We start from the raw sequence: 19,745 nt of genomic DNA, 5'->3' as shown, positions 1-19,745 counted from the left end.
CGGGGCAGCGCCACCGCCGGCGGCGGCAGCCGAGACATCCTCGCCATCGGCGGCGAGGATGGCGATCAGCGCGTTGACCTTGACGCCCTCGGTGCCGGCCGCGACGACGAGCTTGGCAACGGTGCCCTCATCGACGGATTCGACTTCCATGGTCGCCTTGTCGGTCTCGATCTCGGCGAGCACGTCGCCGGACTTGACCTTGTCGCCTTCCTTGACGAGCCACTTGGAAAGATTGCCCTCTTCCATGGTCGGAGACAGGGCAGGCATGGTGATGTTGATTGGCATCGAAACATCCTCCCCTTATTTGTAGCAGACGGTTTTCACCGCCTGGACGACTTCGCCGACATTCGGCAGCGCCAGCTTTTCGAGATTGGCCGCATAAGGCATCGGAACGTCCTTGCCGGCGATCGTCAGGATCGGCGCATCGAGATAATCGAAGGCCTGCTGCATGACGCGGGTGGCGATTTCGGTGCCGACCGACGACTGCGGATAGCCTTCCTCGACGGTGACCAGGCGGCCGGTCTTCTTGACCGATTCGATGACAGTCGGCAGATCCATCGGACGGATGGTGCGAAGGTCGATCAGTTCGACATCGATGCCTTCCTTTTCCAGCTCGGCGATTGCCTTGAGGGAATAGGTCATGCCGATGCCGAAGGACACGATGGTAACGTCCTTGCCCTTTTTGTGGATGCGGGCCTTGCCGATCGGCAGGACGAAATCGTCGAGCTTCGGCACCTCGAACTGGTGGCCGTAGAGGATTTCGTTTTCGAGGAAGATAACCGGGTTCGGATCGCGGATGGCCGCTTTCAGGAGACCCTTGGCGTCGGCTGCGGTATACGGCATGACGACCTTGAGGCCCGGAATCTGGCTATACCATGCAGCATAATCTTGGCTGTGCTGGGCGCCGACGCGGGCGGCGGCACCGTTCGGGCCGCGGAACACGATCGGCGCACCCATTTGGCCGCCGGACATGTAGAGCGTCTTGGCGGCCGAGTTGATGATCTGGTCGATCGCCTGCATGGCGAAGTTGAAGGTCATGAACTCGACGATCGGCTTCAGGCCCGCCATCGCGGCACCCACGCCGACGCCGGCAAAGCCGTGTTCGGTGATGGGCGTATCGACCACGCGGCGAGCGCCGAATTCCTGCAGCAGGCCTTGGGTGATCTTATAGGCGCCCTGGTATTCGGCGACTTCCTCACCCATGACGAAGACGTTCTCGTCGCGGCGCATTTCCTCGGCCATCGCGTCGCGCAGTGCTTCGCGAACGGTGGTCATGACCATTTCGGTACCGGCCGGGATATCCGGATCGGCAGCGGCCTCGACCTTCGGCTGGGCCGGGACCGGGGCGGATGCCGAACCGGTCGCGGTCGGCTTTTCTTCCTGTTCGACCTGCGGAGCCGCCTTCGGCGCCTCCTTGGCAGGAGCCGCGGAGCCGATCGAATCAGCGCTCTCGCCGTCCTGCAGGAGCACGGCGATCTTGGTGTTGACCTTGACGTTTTCGGTGCCGGCCTCGACCAGCAGCTTGCCGATCACGCCTTCATCGACGGCTTCCACTTCCATGGTCGCCTTGTCGGTCTCGATTTCGGCAATCACGTCGCCGGAGGTGACCTTGTCACCCTCTTTTTTCAGCCACTTGCTGAGCGTGCCTTCCTCCATGGTCGGAGAAAGGGCGGGCATCAGGATATCGATTGGCATTGGGTTCCCTCCCCGCGATCAGAGCAGAATGTCGGTGTAGAGCTCGGACGGATCCGGCTCCGGATCGGCCTGGGCGAAATCGGCGCTATCCGAAACGACGTCGCGGATATCCTTGTCGATCGCCTTCAGCTCGTCTTCGGTCGCCCAGCCCTTTTCGATGAGGCGCAGGCGCACCTGCTCGATCGGGTCGTGCTCCGAGCGCATCTTCTGCACTTCGTCCTTGGAGCGATATTTCGCAGGGTCGGACATGGAGTGGCCGCGATAACGGTAGGTGAGCATTTCGAGAATGATCGGGCCCTTGCCGGAGCGGCAGTGCTCGAGCGCCTCGTCGCCGGCGGCCTTCACGGCACGAACGTCCATGCCGTCGACCTGGATGCCGGGGATGCCGAAGCCGGAACCACGCAGCGAGTAGTTCGACTGCGCCGTCGCACGGGCCGTCGAGGTGCCCATCGCATAACGGTTGTTCTCGACGATATAGACGATCGGCAGCTTCCAGAGGGCCGCCATGTTGAAGCTCTCGTAGACCTGGCCCTGGTTGGCCGCGCCATCGCCGAAATAGGCGACCGAGACGCTGTCGTTACCACGATACCTGTTGGCGAAGGCGAGACCGGTTCCGAGCGAAACCTGGGCGCCGACGATGCCGTGGCCGCCGTAGAAATGCTTTTCCTTGGAGAACATGTGCATCGAGCCGCCCTTCCCCCTGGAATAGCCGCCCTTGCGTCCGGTCAGCTCCGCCATGACGCCACGCGCGCTCATGCCGGTTGCCAGCATATGCCCATGGTCGCGATAGGCGGTGATAACCTGGTCACCCTCCTGCTGCGCCATCTGCATGCCGACGACGACAGCTTCCTGGCCGATATAGAGGTGACAGAAACCACCGATGAAGCCCATGCCGTAGAGCTGGCCGGCCTTTTCCTCGAAACGGCGGATCATCAGCATCTCACGATAGGCGTGAAGATCCTGATCCTTGCCGAAATCCGGGGTGTTCTTGCCCGTAAACTCCTTGGCGGAGGATTTCGAGGCTGATTTGATTGCAGACTTTGCCGCTGGTTTGCGGCCGGATACAGACGCGGTTTTTGTCGGCGCCATTCATCCCTCCCTTTGAGTTCTGCGTTGAGAGCGAGATTACGCTCTGACGTATATCGCCAGATTCCCACTCTGGTTTCGGGGCGTACCATAGGCAAGAAAAGCTGCCCCAGCAATGCCATAAACGCATGGCTCACATTCCGTGCAACACTATGAAAAGGTTACAGAAATATGAAATTAACTGGATTTCGGTTAATTTAGAAGTAGTTGTTGAAGATGACGATTTCGTCGCCGCGCGAGACGTTCAGCTGATAACGGGCGATCTCGTCAAGCATATCCTTGTCAAGCGAACCATCGCTCATCAGCTGAACCTGCCGCTCCAGCGTCTCGCGCCGAGCGGTCAACTTTGCGAGCTCGCCTGCACGCGCCTGCCGCTGACGTTCGAATTCCTCCGTGGCGATCAGGCCGAGATCGCCGTGGATGGAATGATAGCCGAAGTAGCAAAGAAACGCGACTGTGATGGCGGGAAGAACAAAACGGCCGAATTTTCTTTTCTTATGATGCTTTGTCCACATACCGCTCTAACGCCTTGCCACGCTTACGGGATCTCAAATCGATCCGAAACAGAGCTTCAAATTCGCAGAACTTGCTTAAGCAATCGTTGACCAGAATCGAGTCCGAAAAAAGCCCGCGTCTTTCGGCGCGGGCTTCCATGAAAATGTCGAACCTGGGAGGCTGTCAGGCCTTCAGGACGCTGCGACCGGCATAAACAGCCTGCGGACCAAGCATTTCCTCGATGCGGATAAGCTGGTTGTACTTGGCAAGCCGGTCGGAACGCGACAGCGAGCCGGTCTTGATCTGTCCGCAATTGGTGGCGACGGCGAGATCCGCGATCGTCGAATCTTCGGTTTCACCCGAGCGGTGCGACATGACGGCGGTGTAGGCCGCCTTGTGGGCCGTCTCGACGGCATCGAGCGTTTCCGACAGCGAGCCGATCTGATTGACCTTGACCAGGATCGAATTGGCGACGCCCTGCCTGATGCCGTCGCGCAGGCGCGACGAGTTGGTGACGAACAGGTCGTCGCCGACGAGCTGGCACTTGGCGCCGATCTTGTCGGTCAGGTACTTCCAGCCGGCCCAATCGTCTTCAGCCATGCCGTCTTCGATCGAAATGATCGGATATTTGGCAGCAAGCTCGGCGAGGTAATCGGCCATGGCTTCCGGCTCCAGCGTGCGGCCCTCGCCTTCCATCTCGTACTTGCCGTTCTTGAAGAATTCGGTCGAGGCGCAGTCGAGCGCCAGGCAGACGTCGTCGCCAGGGGTATAGCCGGCCTTCTCGACCGACTTCATGATGAAATCGAGGGCTTCCGGCGCGCTCTTCAGGCCCGGTGCGAAACCGCCTTCGTCGCCGACATTGGTGTTGTGGCCCTGGGCCGCCAGTTCCTTCCGGAGAACATGGAAGATTTCCGAGCCCATGCGCACGGCGTCCTTCAGCGTGTCGGCGCCGACCGGCATGATCATGAATTCCTGGAAGTCGATCGGGTTGTCGGCATGAGCGCCGCCGTTGATGATGTTCATCATCGGAACCGGCAGGACATGCGCGTTCGGACCGCCGACATAACGGTAGAGCGGCAGGCCGGATGTTTCGGCGGCAGCCTTTGCGACGGCGAGCGAGACGCCGAGGATGGCATTGGCGCCGAGGCGCGACTTGTTCGGCGTGCCGTCGAGCGCGATCATCGTCTTGTCGATATGGATCTGGCTCTCGGCATCAAAACCGCCGATCGCATCGAAGATCTCGGTATTGACGGCTTCGACCGCCTTTTCGACGCCCTTGCCGTGGTAGCGCTTGCCGCCGTCGCGCAGTTCGACGGCTTCATGAGCGCCGGTGGACGCGCCCGACGGAACGGCCGCACGGCCCATCGAACCGTCTTCCAGATAGACATCCACCTCAACGGTAGGATTGCCGCGGCTGTCGAGAATTTCGCGGGCGATGATATCGGTGATGGCGGTCAAGGGTCTCTCCCTGGGTTTGGACTTGACGTCACGAGGTCACTGAAAATGTCTCATAATCAATGACACGAAAATTACAATCGAAGCAGTTTGCGCGCTTTTTGTGGGCGTGCTCACGCCGCCTTGGCGACGGCGTCGAGGGCAAGCAGCTTTTCGAGGAGCTGCGGCATGTCCTTCAGATGCACCATGTTCGGGCCGTCCGAGGGAGCATTATCGGGGTCCTGATGGGTTTCCACGAAGACGCCGGCGACACCGACAGCCACGGCTGCGCGCGCCAGCACCGGCACCATGGTGCGGTCGCCGCCGGTCGAAGCGCCCTGCCCGCCCGGCTGCTGCACCGAATGCGTCGCATCAAAAATCACCGGCGCGCCCATTGACGCCATGATCGGCAGCGAGCGCATATCGGAGACCAACGTATTATAGCCGAAGGACGCGCCGCGCTCGCAAAGCAGCACATTCGGATTGCCGCTCTGGGTGAACTTCGCAAGCACGTTCTTCATGTCCCAAGGCGCCAGGAACTGGCCCTTCTTGACGTTGATGACGCGGCCGGTTTTGGCGGCTGCGACAAGCAGGTCGGTCTGGCGGCAGAGGAAGGCCGGGATCTGCAGGACGTCGACTGTCTCAGCCACGACGGCGCACTGCTCTTCCGTGTGAATGTCGGTCAGAACCGGGAAACCGAACTCCTTCTTGAGGTCGGCAAAGATTTCCATGGCTGTTTCGAGCCCGATGCCGCGCTTGCCGGAAATCGACGTACGGTTGGCCTTGTCGTAGGAGGACTTGTAGACGAGGCCGATGCCGAGCTTGCTGCAGAGTTCCCTCAACGCGCTTGCCATCATGAAGGCGTGGTCGCGGCTTTCCATCTGGCAGGGACCGGCGATCAGCGACAGTTTTGCGTTCTGCGCGAAAACCACCTTGCCGCCTCCTTCGCCGACGGAGACGCTGGAGTTTGCGGTAACTTCCATGATCTATTCCTCGAAGCCGAACAAAACACCCTGGCCGGGCGCCGCCGAGACGAGAACGCGGCCCTCCCGGCGGACGAATGCGACGTCATTAGCAGCAAGGGTGATCTCTGTCACGGCAAGATCGGCGGTTTTGAAGATGACCGCCCGGCCGCGCAGTCCTTCGACCCCCGGGGTTGGCTGAAGCGCAAATTCCGCCTCGAGCTCCCGATCCTGCAGGATCCGGATACGGGCATTGGCCGCGGCAAACTGGAGTGGCGCAGCCTCCGGAACGGCCTTGGTCAGCAGAACCTGTTCGACCAGCGGAGCGAAATCGGCAGGTGTCGGGGCCGACAGGATGATTTCGCTCAGGCCAGTGACGGTATTGGCATGCCGCTCCAACCCGCTGCGATCGGCGGGCAGAGGGTTGATGCGCTGGCAGGAAAACAGGAAGAATTCAGGCGCGCGGTCATCGCCGGCAAATGCCAGCCGGAAGCTCGCCTGCGTCTCGGAACCGTCAGCCAGGGTCATGCCGCGGGAAAATTCCAGCACGTCTCCTGCCGAGACGCCGCGCATCTTGAAACGCGCATGATCGGCCATCGCGTCCCGGGTCGCGACAACGAGAGCGGAAAAGCCCTGCCGGTTGGACGTCTTGCGGAAGGCGAGATCGCGGGCGGTGAAAACGTTGCCGCGCTTTGCCGCAACACCCGCATGGCGTCGGTTGGCAAGAGCCAGCGGCTCCAGGTAGGTCCCATCCGAGAAGAACACGCAAGCATTGGCGGTGCCGAAAGGATGAAAAGCATCCGGCGCAACTGTAAAACCGAGCTCCGTGAGCCGGGAACGCGCAGCGGTAAGTCCCGCCACCGGCAGCACGAGATGATCGATCGGTCTTGCGTTCACGCGAGGGCCCCCTGAATTGGAATCGCAAAGCTACTTTGGCAGCGGGCTGGCGCCGCGCAAGTGGTGTGACACCAGATATCTGGCACGCATCTATGAAGAAAAAATCATCATACTTCACAGAAATTTAGGGACTTGCGGAACACATATGGAACATATAGTGTCCGTTCTGGATTTGTTTCCGACTCTGAGGGTGCCAAAAGATGCTCACGCGCAAACAACAGGAATTGCTTCTGTTCATTCACGAACGCATGAAGGAATCCGGTATCCCGCCGTCATTCGACGAAATGAAGGACGCGCTCGACCTTGCTTCCAAGTCCGGAATCCATCGTCTGATCACGGCGCTCGAGGAGCGCGGCTTCATCCGCCGCCTGCCGAACCGGGCCCGCGCGCTGGAAGTCATCAAGCTCCCGGAAGCCTATTCGCCGAGCATTCAGCCGCGGCGCGGTTTTTCGCCCAGCGTCATTGAGGGCAGCCTCGGCAAACCGCAGCCGGCCGCAGCACCTCAGAAGCTCGCGGCCAATGACGGCTCGTCGAACGCCACGACCGTTCCCGTCATGGGCCGCATCGCCGCCGGCGTGCCGATCTCGGCGATCCAGAACAACACGCATGACATCTCCGTGCCGGCCGAGATGCTCGGCTCCGGCGAGCATTATGCGCTGGAGGTCAAGGGCGATTCGATGATCGAGGCCGGCATTCTCGACGGCGACACCGTGATCATCCGCAACGGCACGACAGCCAATCCCGGCGACATCATCGTGGCGCTGGTGGACGATGAAGAAGCGACGCTGAAGCGTTTTCGCCGCCGCGGCGCCTCGATCGCGCTCGAAGCCGCCAACCCCGCCTACGAGACCCGCATTTTCGGGCCTGACCGGGTGAAGATCCAGGGCAAGCTCGTCGGCCTCATCCGCCGTTATCACTGATCAGCTGCCGGAGCGGTTCCGGCAACGCGTTGTCGAAACTCTGGCTTCGCCAATCGTAGTGGCGGTGCCTAGTCCAGGGCCGGTCCTCGGCCGTCATTGCGGCACGGACCTCCCAGCGTCGCATGTCGCCCGTGCCGTTCAGCGAAATCTCCAGCGCGCCGGTCTTTCTAAGCGTCGCGCCATTGATCATCAGTCCGCCGGACCGGCATCGGTCGAAACGTGCCCGCGGGGCGATGACAAGATCGGCGGCGTCGCAGGCAGCGCCGGCATAACGGCCGTCTTCTACGGCCGCGATGATGGCATTGCCCGTGCTTGCGGCGCACCAGGCCTTAGGCTCGCAGGTGAAGCGGTCGGAAGTCACCTGGCTTATTCGCGACCTCACGGTTTCGAGTTCCACCGAGGTCAACTCACGGCGCTTATCGTTTTTTGCGCCTGCTGGTTTGCGGTCGGGCGGCTTGTCCCTGGCCGGCGACATGTCCGGTTTGGTCGGGTCGCCGAGCAGAAGCGCCCTCTTCCACTGGTCGTAGATGAAATCAGGCGGGCGGGCGCGGTTGGTGGAAACCTGTTCCCCGTTTACGAGCGCCACCATTGTCCCGTCTTCCGAGACCAATATATCCGCCAGAGGCGTCGATCGCTCATGCCAGGAAAGCAGCAGAGCGGTCACCATCAGCGGCGGACCGATCAGCCTTAGCTTCGTCCTGAGCAGGGTCAGCAGCAGGAAGCCTGCCGTTGAGACCGTCAGGAACCATGGATGCTGGCGGCCTATCCCGACATCGCCACCCCAGGCAGCCACGTGCCTAGCAATAACGATCACCGCTTCCAAGCCGAGGCCCATGAGCTTCATGAAGGGAGCATCAAGGCCGAAGGGCATCAGCAGCATGCCGACCAGACCGGCCGGCATCACCACGAAGGAGATGATCGGCATGGCTGCGAGGTTTGCGGCGAGGCCATAGGTGGCGATGCGATGGAAATGCTCGACCGAAAACATCGCGGTCGAAACGCCGCCGATCAGCGAGGTGACGAAGACGCCGGCTGCGAAATTCCACGATGCCAGGATCGGCATCACTACGCGGTGACGGAACGGCAGAGGCTGAGGATCGCGGCCCTCGGCCCTCTGTTTCCAGAGCGCGTAACCGGCGACCAGGGCAACGGTGGCAGCAAACGACATCTGGAAGCTCGGGCCGAGCATTTCCGAGGGCGACATGGCGATGATGACGAGCGCGGACAACGCCACATTGTGCAGGCTGATAGACGGTCGGTCGAAGAGGACGGCAACCAGCATGATTGCCATCATGATGTAGGCCCGCTCGGCCGAAACGCCGAAACCGGAGATCAGGTAATAGGCGGTGACCATTATCAGGGCGCCGAGTGCGGCGATCTTCTTCACCGGATAGGCGTGGCCGAAGCCCATAAAGACCGCGAGCACGGTCCGCACGCCGACGAAGAAGATACCGGCGGCGAGCGCCATGTTCAGTCCGGAAATGGCGACGATATGGGCTAATCCCGAAAGCCGTAAAGCTTCGGTCGTTCCCTTGGAGATCGCCCGGCGTTCGTCCGTCACGATTGCCGCGGCAAAGGCGCCGGAATCTCCCGGCACGGTCTCGCGGATACGGGTGGCGATTGCGCTGCGGAGATCGAAAAGCCGGCTTTCGATGTCGGCAATCCAGCTCCGGGTCGACGGACCGGCAGCCTGTTTTTTCGGCGCTCCATAGAAAAATCCGACCGCGCCGATGCCATCGAAATAGGAGGAGAAGGCAAAGTCGTTGAGGCCAGGCAGTGCAGGTCCGGAGGGTGGTGAAAGGCGCGCGCGGCCGCTGATCGTCTCGCCGATCTGGGCGGGCTCATGTCGAGACCTTGCAAGCAGCGATACACGCTCCGGCGGGCGCCTGACTTCCGGATTGGATGTCCGGTCGATAAGGACGACATAACGCCAACGGCCCTGGGCATCGATCTCCCTGCGCTCGACCACGCCGGCAAGCTCGGTTGTCACCGGCGTATCGAGAACGACGGTGGACCGCCGCCACGTCTCGAACTGTGCCAGCATCATGCCGCCCAGAAAGAGCGCGACACCGAGCGGCAAGAGATGGATCGTGCCGGAGCGGTGGCGCGAGACGATGACGAAGATCGTACATACGCAGAAAACGAGAAAAAACGGCCAGAAAGCGGGGTTCTGGGGCAGTGAGAACCAGCAGACGGCCCCTGCCCCGACGACGACCGGCAGGAAAAGGAAGCCATGGCCATAAACCGTCTCCTCCTCCAGCATAACCGGGAGACGGCGTCGCAGCCGATCGAGGCGCCGGCTCGCGGAGCGGAGAAAGCCACCGTCCAGCGTATGGACCGGCGGGCGGCGCTCGATCGCGGGGAAAAGCTCGGCCAGATTTCGGAGCTTGCCCGAGTCGGGAGCGCTTGTGTTTATGCGGGGGTCCGGTGGCCGGGATATCAGTTTCCCTGCCTCGGCATGCGTCGGAAATGCATTTTCCTCCGGCATGAAACGCTCTGTCCGCCCCACCGCCAGACATGCGGCAATACAACCTGCGCGTTTCTTCTTCGGTCGTCAACTGGCGGTTAAATATCGGGAATTCCGAGCCACCGAAAGGGCATGCAACAGGAAGTTGGACATCCAAGCAAAAGCTGTTGCTCAATAATTTTTCGCGCTGCACAAAATGCCGTCACGACAGCTTGGCATCAGCTTTAGGATCATATAGCTAAACTGGTGGACGCTTAATTCTTGTGGCGCTTTTAGGGCGCCATGCCGCCAAAAGGTTGGAGGATCAGCATGACGGAAACAAGCGCAAATCTGGTAATCGGTGACAGACAAGTCGATCTGCCGGTCAAGTCGGGGACGATCGGTCCCGATGTGGTCGATATCGGCGCTCTCTACAAGCACACCGGCACCTTCACCTACGACCCCGGCTTCACCTCGACGGCGTCTTGCGAATCCAAGATCACCTATATCGATGGCGACGCCGGCATCCTGCTGCATCGCGGTTATCCGATCGAACAGCTCGCCGAGCATGGCGACTTCCTGGAAACCTGCTACCTGCTGCTTTACGGGGAACTGCCGACCGCTGCCCAGAAGAAGGACTTCGACTATCGCGTGACCCATCACACGATGGTGCATGAGCAGATGAGCCGCTTCTTCACCGGCTTCCGCCGCGACGCCCATCCGATGGCCGTCATGTGCGGCTGTGTCGGGGCGCTGTCTGCCTTCTATCACGACTCCACCGACATCACCGATCCGCACCAGCGCATGGTCGCTTCACTGCGCATGATCGCCAAGATGCCGACGCTTGCCGCGATGGCCTACAAATACCATATCGGCCAGCCCTTCGTTTATCCGCAGAACAACCTGGACTATGCGTCGAACTTCCTGCGCATGTGCTTTGCGGTTCCGTGCGAAGAGTATGTGGTCAATCCGGTGCTGTCGCGCGCCATGGACCGCATCTTCATCCTGCATGCCGACCATGAGCAGAACGCTTCGACCTCGACGGTCCGCCTCGCCGGTTCCTCGGGCGCCAACCCGTTCGCCTGCATCGCGGCCGGCATTGCCTGCCTCTGGGGCCCGGCCCATGGCGGCGCCAACGAAGCTGCGCTCAACATGCTGACGGAAATCGGCACGGTCGACAAGATCCCGGAATATATCGCCCGCGCCAAGGACAAGAACGATCCGTTCCGCCTGATGGGCTTCGGTCACCGCGTCTACAAGAACTACGATCCGCGCGCCAAGATCATGCAGAAGACCACGCATGAAGTGCTCGGCGAACTCGGCCACAAGGACGATCCGCTGCTGCAGGTCGCGATGGAACTGGAACGCATCGCGCTCACCGACGAGTATTTCATCGAGAAGAAGCTCTACCCGAATATCGACTTCTATTCGGGCATCACGCTGAAGGCGATGGGCTTCCCCACCACCATGTTCACCGTGCTCTTCGCTCTCGCCCGCACCGTCGGCTGGATCGCCCAGTGGGCCGAAATGATCGAAGATCCGCAACAGCGCATCGGCCGCCCGCGTCAGCTCTATACCGGCGAAGCGCAGCGCGACTACATCCCGGTTTCCAAGCGTTAATCCGCAAGCGACACCCAACAAAAAACCCGGTCAGAAATGGCCGGGTTTTTTGGTGTCCAGAACCTGGAGAACGATGCCGGCGGCCGCTTCGCCCGGCGGCACGGGCACCTGCAGGCGCTCCCACGTAAGATCGAAACCTTCGATCATGGCGCGACGCTGCATCGTGTCGGAGGACAGGCGCTCGGCCCAGCGGCACAGGCTTGCCGGCCGCACCACCTCGTTGACGTATTCCGGCACGACGACATAGTCGGCGATCAGGTTCGGAAGGGCGCCGGACCAGGTCTTGATGCGTTTTGCCAGCATGGTGATCAGCCAGTCGGTCTTGTAGGCCGAGACCAGTGGAATCCCGGCAAGACCGAGTTCCAGGATAACCGTACCCGAGGCTGCAAGCGCTGCATCGGCTTCGGCGAATGCCGCCCATTTGCCGTCCGTATCAGCCGTGATCTCCGGCTTGACCTCGAAACCGGCAACGATCTCGCGCACCAGTTTTTCCTGGCGGGCAACCGTCGGCAGCAGGAAACGGGTCGGTCCGTTGCGGGCGACGAACTGGCGGGCCGCCTCGCCGAAGACCGGCAGAAGCGCCTTGATCTCCGCCGACCGGGAGCCCGGCAACAGCATGATCGTCCTCTGTTCGCCCTGCGCCTTTACGGGGCGTTCGGCACGGATACCGCGGACCTTGAGGAGCGACGGATCGGCGGTCAGGCGGTGACCGACGAATGTTGTTTCGGGTCCGCCGAGACGCTTCATGGCCTCGGGCTCGAACGGCAGCACAGCCAGGACATGATCGACATAGGCGAGCATCGCCTTGGCGCGGTATTCCTTCCATGCCCAGACGCTCGGGCAGACGTAGTCGACGATCGGCAGGTCCGGCAGAGCGGCCCGCACCTTCTTGGCGACGCGATGGGTGAAATCGGGACTGTCGATGATGATCAGCACATCCGGCTTTGCAGCCACAATGGCCGCCGCCGTCTGATTGATCCGCTTGATCAGGTTCGGCAGGCGGGCGATCACCTGGGTGATCCCCATGATCGACAGCTCCGAAAAATCGAAGAGCGGATTGAGGCCCTGCGCTTCGAGCGCCTCGCCGCCGACGCCGATGAGTTCGACCTCGCCGCCACAAGCTGCCTTCAAGGCCGCAATCAGATCGCCGCCGAGGAGATCGCCGGATACTTCGCCGGCGATGACGCCAACCTTCAAGGTCTTGACCATCACAATCCTCCTTGCGGCAGACCGGGATCGATACCGCAGACGAAGATACCGGCAGCATCAGCCGCGGCAATCGTCTTCGCTTCTTCCAGCACAAGTGCGCGTCCCGCCTCCACCGCGATGCCTGCCAGCCCGGCGCGGATGACATTCTCGACGGTCGACGGGCCGATCGTCGGCAGGTCGGCGCGCATATCCTGCTGCGGTTTGCAGAGCTTGACGAGGACGCCCTTGCGGCGGGCCGAAATACGGCCTTCGGCGCGCAATGCCGCCACCCGTTCGAGCATCCGGTCCGTGCCCTCGACGCCCTCAAGCGCCACGACACGTCCGCCGACGCTGACGGCGCCCTGGCCGATATCGAGTTCGCCGAGACGCTTGGCGGCTTCGGACGCACGATCGATGTCGCGGCGATCATCATCGGATGGCGTATGAGCACCGAGCGGTCCGGTCTTGGCGAGCAGGCCGGGGACGATGTCGTGGGCGCCCAGCACCTCGCAGCCCATCGCCTCGATGAGCTTGATGACCATCTGGAGCACTGAATCGTCACCGCCGGACAGCAGCGTGCGAACCACGGAGGGGACTTTCAGAATGGTGCGGAAGGTCGGGTGGATGTCACGCCAGTCAGGCCTTCGCGCCACGCCTCCCGACAGGATGACGCGGGTGACGCCCTTGTCGCGAAACAGGCGCTCGATTGCGGCAAGATCGCCGACGCCGACGGAAACCGCCTCGAAACCATCAAAGCTGTGATCGGATTCATTGGCGAGCGCGAGAATGAGCGGCGCTTCACCGGCCTGCTGCGCGGCTTTTGCTACATAGAGGGGTAAAAAGCCCTTCCCGGCGATGATCGCCAGCCGGCCCTTCGGCGCGAGGCTCGGGAGGCCGGCCATCGCGGGTCAGCCCTTGCCGCGGAACGTCGAGGAAATGGCGCGATCACTATCGGCCGCGATAAAATCAAGGATTTCCATCGCTTCCTTGCAATCGGCGTAGTCGTTACGGATCGCCGCTGCGTTGGCGCGGATATTGCTCTCGCCCTCGAAAATCTGCTTGAAGGCGCGGCGGACGACATGGATGGTCGCCCGTTCAATGCCGGCGCGGGTCATGCCGACCACGTTGAGACCACCGAGCACGCCGGGATTGCCGTTCAGCATGCCATACGGGATGACGTCGTAATTGACGGCCGTTAGCCCACCGATGAAAGCCTGGCGGCCGATGCGGGTGAACTGATGCACGGCGCAGCCGCCACCGAGGATCGCCCGATCAGCCACATGGACATGGCCCGCGAGCATGACATTGTTCGACATGATGATGTCGTTGCCGAGCTGACAGTCATGCGCCACGTGCGAATTGGCGAGGAACAGGCAGTTGTTGCCAACGACGGTCTTGCCACCGCCGCCGACCGTGCCGCAATTCATCGTCACGCCTTCGCGCATGGTACAATTATCGCCAACCGTCAGCGTCGAATCCTCGCCAGCCTCATGAAGACTCTGGGAGACGCCGCCGATGATCGCCATCGGGAAAATTCGGCAGTTGCGGCCGATCTCGGTACGGCCGCTTACCACAGCATGCGAAACCAGCTCGACGCCATCCTTCAGCACCACACGCGGACCGACATGCGAAAACGGGCCGACGACGACATTCTCGCCGATGACGGCACCGTCCTCGACCAAAGCTAACGGATGGATGCGTGCGCTAGCTGCAATGCTTTTCATTCTTCTTCCTTGCGCCGGATCATCGCGCCGATATCGGCTTCGGCAACAAGTACGCCGTCTACCTTCGCGTCACAATGGAATTTCCAGATATTGCCGCGCTGTTTCTGCTTGGTGACATGGAACTCGACCCGGTCGCCCGGCACGACCGGCTTGCGGAAGCGGGCATTGTCGATGGTCATGAAGTAGACGAGATTGCCACCCTCGCCTTCCTTCCTGGCGCAGATTGCGCCGGCGGTCTGCGCCATGCCTTCAATCAGCAGCACGCCCGGCATGATCGGCCGCTCCGGGAAATGCCCGGTGAAATGCGGCTCGTTGGCGGTGACGTTCTTGATGCCGATCGCGGAATTATCGCCATCGATCTCGACGATCTTATCGACCAGGAGAAAAGGATAGCGGTGCGGCAGCAGCTTCATGATTTCCTGAATATCGGCCGCGCCGAGCACCGGCTTGGTCTCATCAGTCATTCTTCTTCTCTCCTCTGCGTTTCGCCCGCTCGTCCGAACGCATCAAGACTTCCGCGGTATCGCGGAGGAAATCCGGCATCGGGCGGGCGGGAATGCCGCCATAACGCGCCCCGGCGGGAATATCCCCCACCACACCGCTCATCGCGGCGATCTGCACGCCGTCTCCAATCGAGATGTGTCCATTAATACCGGATGCGCCACCGATCAATACTCCGTCGCCGATCCGCGTCGAACCGGCAATACCTGCGCCGCTCGCAATGCCGCAATGGCGGCCGATGCGGACGTTGTGGGCGATCTGAACCTGATTGTCGATCTTGGTGCCTTCGCCGATGACCGTATCATCCATGGCGCCGCGATCGACGGTCGTGTTGGCGCCGATCTCGACATTGTCCTGGATGATGACGCGGCCGATCTGAACGATTTTCAGCATGCCTCTCGGACCCGGAGCAAAACCGAAGCCATCCTGGCCGATGCGAACGCCATTATGGATGATCACGCCATTGCCGATGAGAGCTGCAACGACGCTCGCAGCCGCGGCGATCGTGCAATCCCGGCCGATCTTGACGTCGGCGCCGATGACGCTGCCGGCGCCGATGCGGCTGCCGGTGCCGATTTCCGCCCGCGCGCCGATCACGGCCATGGGCTCGACTTCGACGCCGGGTTCAAGCCTGGCGGTTGGATCCACGAAAGCGGCCGGCGAAATGCCGGGCGGAAACGAGGTGATCGGGGATGGTCGCATCGCGATCGGATGCAGGATAGCACCCGCCTGCGCAAACGCCGTGTGCGGGGTCTTGGTCAGCACAACCGGGATATGGGCCGGGATGATGGAACGGATCGCCGTGTCACAAATAATCGCGGAAGCCTTGCAGCTTTCCAGTTCGCGACGGCTTTTCCGGGACAGGATATAACAGATCTCGCCTTCGCCGGCCCGCGCAACCGGCGCAACGGAACGGATCAGCCGATCTCCGGCGCTGCCATCAAGCAATTCGGCCCCAAGAAGGGCGGCCAACTCGCGCAGGCTCACGCCATCATGGGGCGGAAAGAATTCATTGTGGTCCATAAAGCTAAAGCTCCAGAACAGATTTCCGCCCGCAATCGCGAGCGGAGATGATCAGAACTGGTTCGCCATGCTGAACCGGAATTCCTGGGTTTCGTCGAAGTCTTCCTTCATGACGGGATGCGCGTAGTCGAAGCGGATGTTGCCGAACGGCGACGCCCACATGATACCCGCACCGACCGAAGCACGCCAGTTCATGCTGGTGCCCTGCGCGGTGCTGGTGCCGAGCGGAACATCGTTGCCGTAAAGTGTACCGGCATCGGCAAAGACAGCAGCACGCAGACCGAAGTCTTCCGGAACAGCCGGCATCGGCATCGTCATTTCGGCAGAGGCCGTAAAGTAGGTCGTGCCGCCGAGCGCGTCGCCGTGATCAGTCGTACGCGGACCGATACCGTCGTTCTCGAAGCCGCGGACCTGACGACCGCCGATCGTGAACTGGTCGAAGACATGCAGATTGTCGCCGGTGGAAACCACATGGCCGGCGCCGACTGCGATGGAGCCGATCAGGTCAGCTTCTGTCGACAGAAGCTGGAAGTAACGGGCACGACCTGAAATCTTGTAGAAGTCGGAGTCGCCACCGAGACCTGCATATTCATGCGTGATCGTCGCGTAGATGCCTTCGCGCGGCAGCGTCTGGCTGTCGAGCGTATTGTAGGTCAGCGTCTGCGAAATCGACGATTGAACGAACTTGCCGTTGTCGATCATCGAGATGTAAGGCGACGAAAGATTGTCGTCTACGGTGCCAGGAACGCCGTCAGCGCCGAAGGCACCGTCGTTGGAGTATTCGATTTCCTTGTAGGTGTAGCGGAACGTCGTCGCCAGATCTTCGGTGATCGGCGCCGTAACGCGCAGGGTGACGCCCTGCTCGTTGTAATCGTAATAGCTGTTCGACGAGGTCTTGCTCTTGAAGAGGTCGAAACCGGCCGCCAGACGATAACCGAGGAAGTAGGGCTCGGTGAACGAAAGATTGTAGCTGCGCGCTTCGTCAAGACCACCGCCGACTGCGACGCGGATGAACTGGCCACGGCCGAGGAAGTTCTTTTCTTCGATCGAAGCTTCGAGCAGGAAGCCGTCGCCGCCAGCGGAGTAACCGGCACCGATACCGAACGAACCGGTCGGCTGGTCTTCGACATCGACAACGATGACGACGCGATCGGGCGACGAGCCCTGCGAAGTCGAGATGTTGACTGAGGTGAAGTAACCGAGCGCTTCAAGGCGACGCTTGGCGCGCGAGATCATTTCCTGGTTGAAGGCGTCGCCTTCGCTGAAATCGAATTCGCGGCGGATAACATAGTCACGCGTGCGGGTGTTGCCACGGATCTCGATACGCTCGACATAGGCGCGCTCGCCCTGATCGACCAGGTAGGAAACACCGACCGTGTGGTTTTGCATATTACGGTCGCCGCGCGGCGTGACGCGGGCGAACGGATAACCGGCCGCGGCGACGCGCTTGGAGATCGCTTCCATGGTCTTCTGGATTTCGCGGGCGTCGTAGACGTTGCCGGCACGGGTCTTAACCAGACCTTCGAGGTCCTGGCTGCTGATCCCCTGGACGGTGGATTCGACCGAGACGTTGCCGTATTCGTAACGCTGGCCTTCCTCGACCGTGAAGCTGATATTGTATTTGTTGCCCGATGCGTCGAGCACAGCTTCCGACGAGATGACGCGGAAGTCCGGATAACCATGATTGTAATAGAACTGGCGCAGCGCCTCTTCGTCGGCGCGCAGTTTATCCTCGCTGTAGACGTCCTTGCGGGTCAGGAAGGACAGCGGACCGGATTCCTTGGTGATGATCACCGACTTCAGGCGACCATCGCCATAAGCCTGATTGCCGACGAAATTGATGTCGGCGATCTTGGTGCGGTCGCCTTCGTTGATGACGAAGGCGAGGTTTACGCGTCCCTGGCCGACGTCGGCGGTCTGGGTGGTGATCTGGACGTCGCTGCGGCCGATTGCACGATAGGCTTCGCGCAGACGCTGGATATCCGCATCGATCAGGGCCTGATTATACGGGCCGAGCGGCTGGGTCTGCACCACGGCCTGGAGCTTCTCGTCGGTGATCTTGCGGTTGCCGTTGAACACGACCTGATTGATGAGCTGATTTTCGCTCACCGACACGACGAGCGTGCTGCCGGAAACACTGATTTTGACATCCGAGAAATAGCCGGTCGAATAGAGCTTGCGGACCGATTCATCGATGTCGTTGTTGGAGAAGTTGACACCCGGACGGATGGTCAGGTTGGAACGAACGGCCTCCTCGCCAGCGCGCTGTGCGCCGCGGACCTGAACGTTCCGGATAACCGCCGCTTCGGCAGAAAGTGCGGAAGCAAGTACCAGTACACCTGCGCCCGATGCAACAACACTAGCAGACAGCGCAAACGCCGACACTGCGTTCAAAAACTTTGAACCAGCCTTCATTTCAATTCTTACCTTTTCCCGTTGTCCCTCGGCGGGTGGTGCCCGACTCCGGCCACGTGTGTCGTTTTACCTTCTTTTGACCTACAAGCAAGGCATCGCGTTAATTTCTGTTTACTTACTTCCCTTGCGTGACCCAATGGCCACGCAACTGTTGGAAACATGGTGAATAAACGGTTTCTTTTACGATTTGAAGGACATCAGCCGATCAGATTGCTGATGTCGTTGAAGGTCGCGAACACCATCAAGCTCAAAACCATCGCAAGCCCGATACGAAAGGCGATCTCCTGCGCTCCCGCGCCAAGCGGCCGGCCACGGATGGCCTCGATTGCGTAGAAGACGAGATGGCCGCCGTCCAGAACTGGCACAGGCATGAGGTTCAAAAGCCCGATCGAGACCGAAAGAACGGCTGCCAGCTGGACCACTGCTGCAAAGCCGAGCGACGCCATCTGCCCCGATGCCTGGGCGACCCTGACCGGCCCGCCGAGCTGGTCGGCCTTCATCCGGCCGGTCACCAGATTTCCGATATAGCGGAAGGTGCCGGTGACGATATGGCCGGTCTCGGTGACGCCTTCGGCAACGGCCTGCAGCGGCGTGAACGTCTCGATGCGGAAATTGCCGCGCTGTTCGTTGGTGACGATGCCGATCAGGCCGAGCTCGACCTTGTTGCCGAACTGGTCGGTGACCTCGGAGCGCTTCGGCACCATTGGCAGATCGAGATCCTGGCCGTTGCGCTCGACCGTCACGATGATCGGGGTCTCCGGCCTGATGCTGACATAACGCCGCACGTCGTCGAAAGTCCGGATGCGCGACCCGTCAAGAGCCACGAGCCGATCGCCGGGCTGCACGCCAGCGGCAAGGGCGGCGCTATTCGGCTGAACCTCGGCAACCACCGGATCGGCGACCACCTTGCCATAGACGCTGAAGAGGACGGCGAAAATCGCGATTGCCAGAATGAAATTGGCGATCGGGCCGGCCGCAACGGTAGCGGCCCTCTTCCAAAGCTTGGCGCCTGCGAGCGTCCTCGCCTTGTCTTCCTCGCTCATGCCCGCAAGGCCGCTCGCATCCGGCATGCTCGCGGCATCCTCGTCGCCAAAGAATTTGACGTAGCCGCCAAGCGGGATCGCCGAGATCTTCCAGCGGGTGCCGTGACTATCGGTGAAGCCTATGAGTTCCGGGCCGAAGCCGACCGAGAAGGCGGTTACCCGGATGCCGCACCAGCGCCCGACGAGATAGTGTCCCATCTCGTGCACAAAGACGAGCAGGGACAAGACCAGCACGAAGGGGATGATGTAGCCGGTGAAGAAGCTGAGGATGGCCATCAAAGTTTCCGTTTCAACAT

General features: G+C 61.2%; 17 protein-coding genes. 2 read left to right on the top strand and 15 right to left on the bottom strand.

Annotation, left to right across the window (positions count from 1 at the left end; all coding sequences use genetic code 11):
* The 7 genes from MOV63_RS08995 to MOV63_RS08965 all read right to left on the bottom strand — a co-directional run.
* Positions 1 to 285: biotin/lipoyl-containing protein (locus tag MOV63_RS08995; RefSeq protein ID WP_247033351.1), on the bottom strand; the 285-nt coding region annotated here is incomplete at its 3' end.
* 15 nt (positions 286 to 300) lie between these two features.
* On the bottom strand, positions 301 to 1,695 hold the full coding sequence (locus MOV63_RS08990; protein WP_247033350.1) for a pyruvate dehydrogenase complex E1 component subunit beta: 1,395 nt from the start codon (positions 1,693 to 1,695) through the stop codon (positions 301 to 303).
* Positions 1,696 to 1,713: 18 nt separating this feature from the next.
* Positions 1,714 to 2,784: a pyruvate dehydrogenase (acetyl-transferring) E1 component subunit alpha gene (pdhA, locus tag MOV63_RS08985; RefSeq protein WP_038542635.1), complete on the bottom strand. Its 1,071-nt coding sequence runs from the start codon at positions 2,782 to 2,784 to the stop codon at positions 1,714 to 1,716.
* A gap of 194 nt (positions 2,785 to 2,978) precedes the next feature.
* On the bottom strand, positions 2,979 to 3,296 hold the full coding sequence (locus tag MOV63_RS08980) for a septum formation initiator family protein (RefSeq protein ID WP_038542632.1): 318 nt from the start codon (positions 3,294 to 3,296) through the stop codon (positions 2,979 to 2,981).
* A gap of 163 nt (positions 3,297 to 3,459) precedes the next feature.
* Complete coding sequence (gene eno, locus MOV63_RS08975) at positions 3,460 to 4,734, bottom strand: phosphopyruvate hydratase (protein WP_038542630.1); 1,275 nt, start codon at positions 4,732 to 4,734, stop codon at positions 3,460 to 3,462.
* A gap of 110 nt (positions 4,735 to 4,844) precedes the next feature.
* Positions 4,845 to 5,693 carry a 3-deoxy-8-phosphooctulonate synthase gene (gene kdsA / locus MOV63_RS08970; protein ID WP_247033349.1) on the bottom strand — a complete coding sequence of 283 codons (849 nt, stop codon included), beginning with the start codon at positions 5,691 to 5,693 and terminating at the stop codon, positions 4,845 to 4,847.
* A 3-nt stretch (positions 5,694 to 5,696) separates the two neighbouring features.
* Positions 5,697 to 6,569, bottom strand: coding sequence for a VOC family protein (locus MOV63_RS08965; protein WP_247033348.1), 873 nt, complete (start codon positions 6,567 to 6,569; stop codon positions 5,697 to 5,699).
* Between the two features lie 200 nt (positions 6,570 to 6,769).
* Here MOV63_RS08965 and lexA point away from each other — a divergent pair, with 200 nt between their 5' ends.
* Positions 6,770 to 7,489, top strand: coding sequence for a transcriptional repressor LexA (gene lexA, locus MOV63_RS08960; RefSeq protein ID WP_038542624.1), 720 nt, complete (start codon positions 6,770 to 6,772; stop codon positions 7,487 to 7,489).
* Here lexA and MOV63_RS08955 read toward each other — a convergent pair.
* Positions 7,470 to 9,977, bottom strand: a complete 2,508-nt coding sequence (locus MOV63_RS08955; RefSeq protein WP_247033347.1) for a ComEC/Rec2 family competence protein — start codon at positions 9,975 to 9,977, stop codon at positions 7,470 to 7,472. The genes lexA and MOV63_RS08955 overlap by 20 nt on opposite strands.
* A 288-nt stretch (positions 9,978 to 10,265) precedes the next feature.
* Between MOV63_RS08955 and gltA the strand changes: the two genes are divergently transcribed.
* Positions 10,266 to 11,555, top strand: coding sequence for a citrate synthase (gltA, locus tag MOV63_RS08950; RefSeq protein WP_038542622.1), 1,290 nt, complete (start codon positions 10,266 to 10,268; stop codon positions 11,553 to 11,555).
* Positions 11,556 to 11,585: 30 nt separating this feature from the next.
* On the opposite strand, the gene lpxB is transcribed toward gltA, so the two are convergent.
* From lpxB to rseP, 7 genes are all read right to left on the bottom strand, one after another.
* Complete coding sequence (gene lpxB / locus MOV63_RS08945; protein WP_247033346.1) at positions 11,586 to 12,764, bottom strand: lipid-A-disaccharide synthase; 1,179 nt, start codon at positions 12,762 to 12,764, stop codon at positions 11,586 to 11,588.
* Entirely contained in the window at positions 12,764 to 13,645 is an 882-nt protein-coding gene (locus MOV63_RS08940) for an LpxI family protein (protein ID WP_247033344.1), read from the bottom strand. The genes lpxB and MOV63_RS08940 overlap by 1 nt, the downstream gene beginning before the upstream one ends.
* Positions 13,646 to 13,651: 6 nt before the next feature.
* Entirely contained in the window at positions 13,652 to 14,467 is an 816-nt protein-coding gene (gene lpxA, locus MOV63_RS08935) for an acyl-ACP--UDP-N-acetylglucosamine O-acyltransferase (protein WP_038542615.1), read from the bottom strand.
* A complete protein-coding gene (gene fabZ / locus MOV63_RS08930; protein ID WP_038542613.1) occupies positions 14,464 to 14,931 on the bottom strand; it encodes a 3-hydroxyacyl-ACP dehydratase FabZ in 468 nt (155 codons plus the stop codon). The genes lpxA and fabZ overlap by 4 nt, the downstream gene beginning before the upstream one ends.
* Positions 14,924 to 15,991 carry a UDP-3-O-(3-hydroxymyristoyl)glucosamine N-acyltransferase gene (gene lpxD / locus MOV63_RS08925; protein ID WP_247033343.1) on the bottom strand — a complete coding sequence of 356 codons (1,068 nt, stop codon included), beginning with the start codon at positions 15,989 to 15,991 and terminating at the stop codon, positions 14,924 to 14,926. Before lpxD ends, fabZ begins: the two co-directional genes overlap by 8 nt.
* A 51-nt stretch (positions 15,992 to 16,042) precedes the next feature.
* Complete coding sequence (gene bamA, locus MOV63_RS08920) at positions 16,043 to 18,406, bottom strand: outer membrane protein assembly factor BamA (protein WP_247033342.1); 2,364 nt, start codon at positions 18,404 to 18,406, stop codon at positions 16,043 to 16,045.
* Between the two features lie 197 nt (positions 18,407 to 18,603).
* Positions 18,604 to 19,725 (bottom strand): RIP metalloprotease RseP, encoded by a 1,122-nt coding sequence (rseP, locus tag MOV63_RS08915; protein ID WP_038542608.1) that lies wholly within the window; start codon positions 19,723 to 19,725, stop codon positions 18,604 to 18,606.
* Positions 19,726 to 19,745 lie beyond the last annotated feature (20 nt).

Origin of the sequence: Neorhizobium sp. SHOUNA12A (genome assembly GCF_023006505.1) — a bacterium.
Taxonomy (GTDB): domain Bacteria; phylum Pseudomonadota; class Alphaproteobacteria; order Rhizobiales; family Rhizobiaceae; genus Neorhizobium.
This window is presented reverse-complemented; position numbering and strand designations above follow the sequence as displayed.

What these genes read in the sequence shown, in the direction of transcription:
- MOV63_RS08990 (WP_247033350.1), bottom strand. Translation starts at nt 1,695, where the DNA reads ATGCCAATCGATATCCTGATGCCCGCCCTTTCTCCGACCATGGAGGAA.
- pdhA (WP_038542635.1), bottom strand. Translation starts at nt 2,784, where the DNA reads ATGGCGCCGACAAAAACCGCGTCTGTATCCGGCCGCAAACCAGCGGCA.
- MOV63_RS08980 (WP_038542632.1), bottom strand. Translation starts at nt 3,296, where the DNA reads ATGTGGACAAAGCATCATAAGAAAAGAAAATTCGGCCGTTTTGTTCTT.
- kdsA (WP_247033349.1), bottom strand. Translation starts at nt 5,693, where the DNA reads ATGGAAGTTACCGCAAACTCCAGCGTCTCCGTCGGCGAAGGAGGCGGC.
- lexA (WP_038542624.1), top strand. Translation starts at nt 6,770, where the DNA reads ATGCTCACGCGCAAACAACAGGAATTGCTTCTGTTCATTCACGAACGC.
- MOV63_RS08955 (WP_247033347.1), bottom strand. Translation starts at nt 9,977, where the DNA reads ATGCCGGAGGAAAATGCATTTCCGACGCATGCCGAGGCAGGGAAACTG.
- gltA (WP_038542622.1), top strand. Translation starts at nt 10,266, where the DNA reads ATGACGGAAACAAGCGCAAATCTGGTAATCGGTGACAGACAAGTCGAT.
- lpxB (WP_247033346.1), bottom strand. Translation starts at nt 12,764, where the DNA reads ATGGTCAAGACCTTGAAGGTTGGCGTCATCGCCGGCGAAGTATCCGGC.
- MOV63_RS08940 (WP_247033344.1), bottom strand. Translation starts at nt 13,645, where the DNA reads ATGGCCGGCCTCCCGAGCCTCGCGCCGAAGGGCCGGCTGGCGATCATC.
- lpxA (WP_038542615.1), bottom strand. Translation starts at nt 14,467, where the DNA reads ATGAAAAGCATTGCAGCTAGCGCACGCATCCATCCGTTAGCTTTGGTC.
- fabZ (WP_038542613.1), bottom strand. Translation starts at nt 14,931, where the DNA reads ATGACTGATGAGACCAAGCCGGTGCTCGGCGCGGCCGATATTCAGGAA.
- lpxD (WP_247033343.1), bottom strand. Translation starts at nt 15,991, where the DNA reads ATGGACCACAATGAATTCTTTCCGCCCCATGATGGCGTGAGCCTGCGC.
- bamA (WP_247033342.1), bottom strand. Translation starts at nt 18,406, where the DNA reads ATGAAGGCTGGTTCAAAGTTTTTGAACGCAGTGTCGGCGTTTGCGCTG.
- rseP (WP_038542608.1), bottom strand. Translation starts at nt 19,725, where the DNA reads ATGGCCATCCTCAGCTTCTTCACCGGCTACATCATCCCCTTCGTGCTG.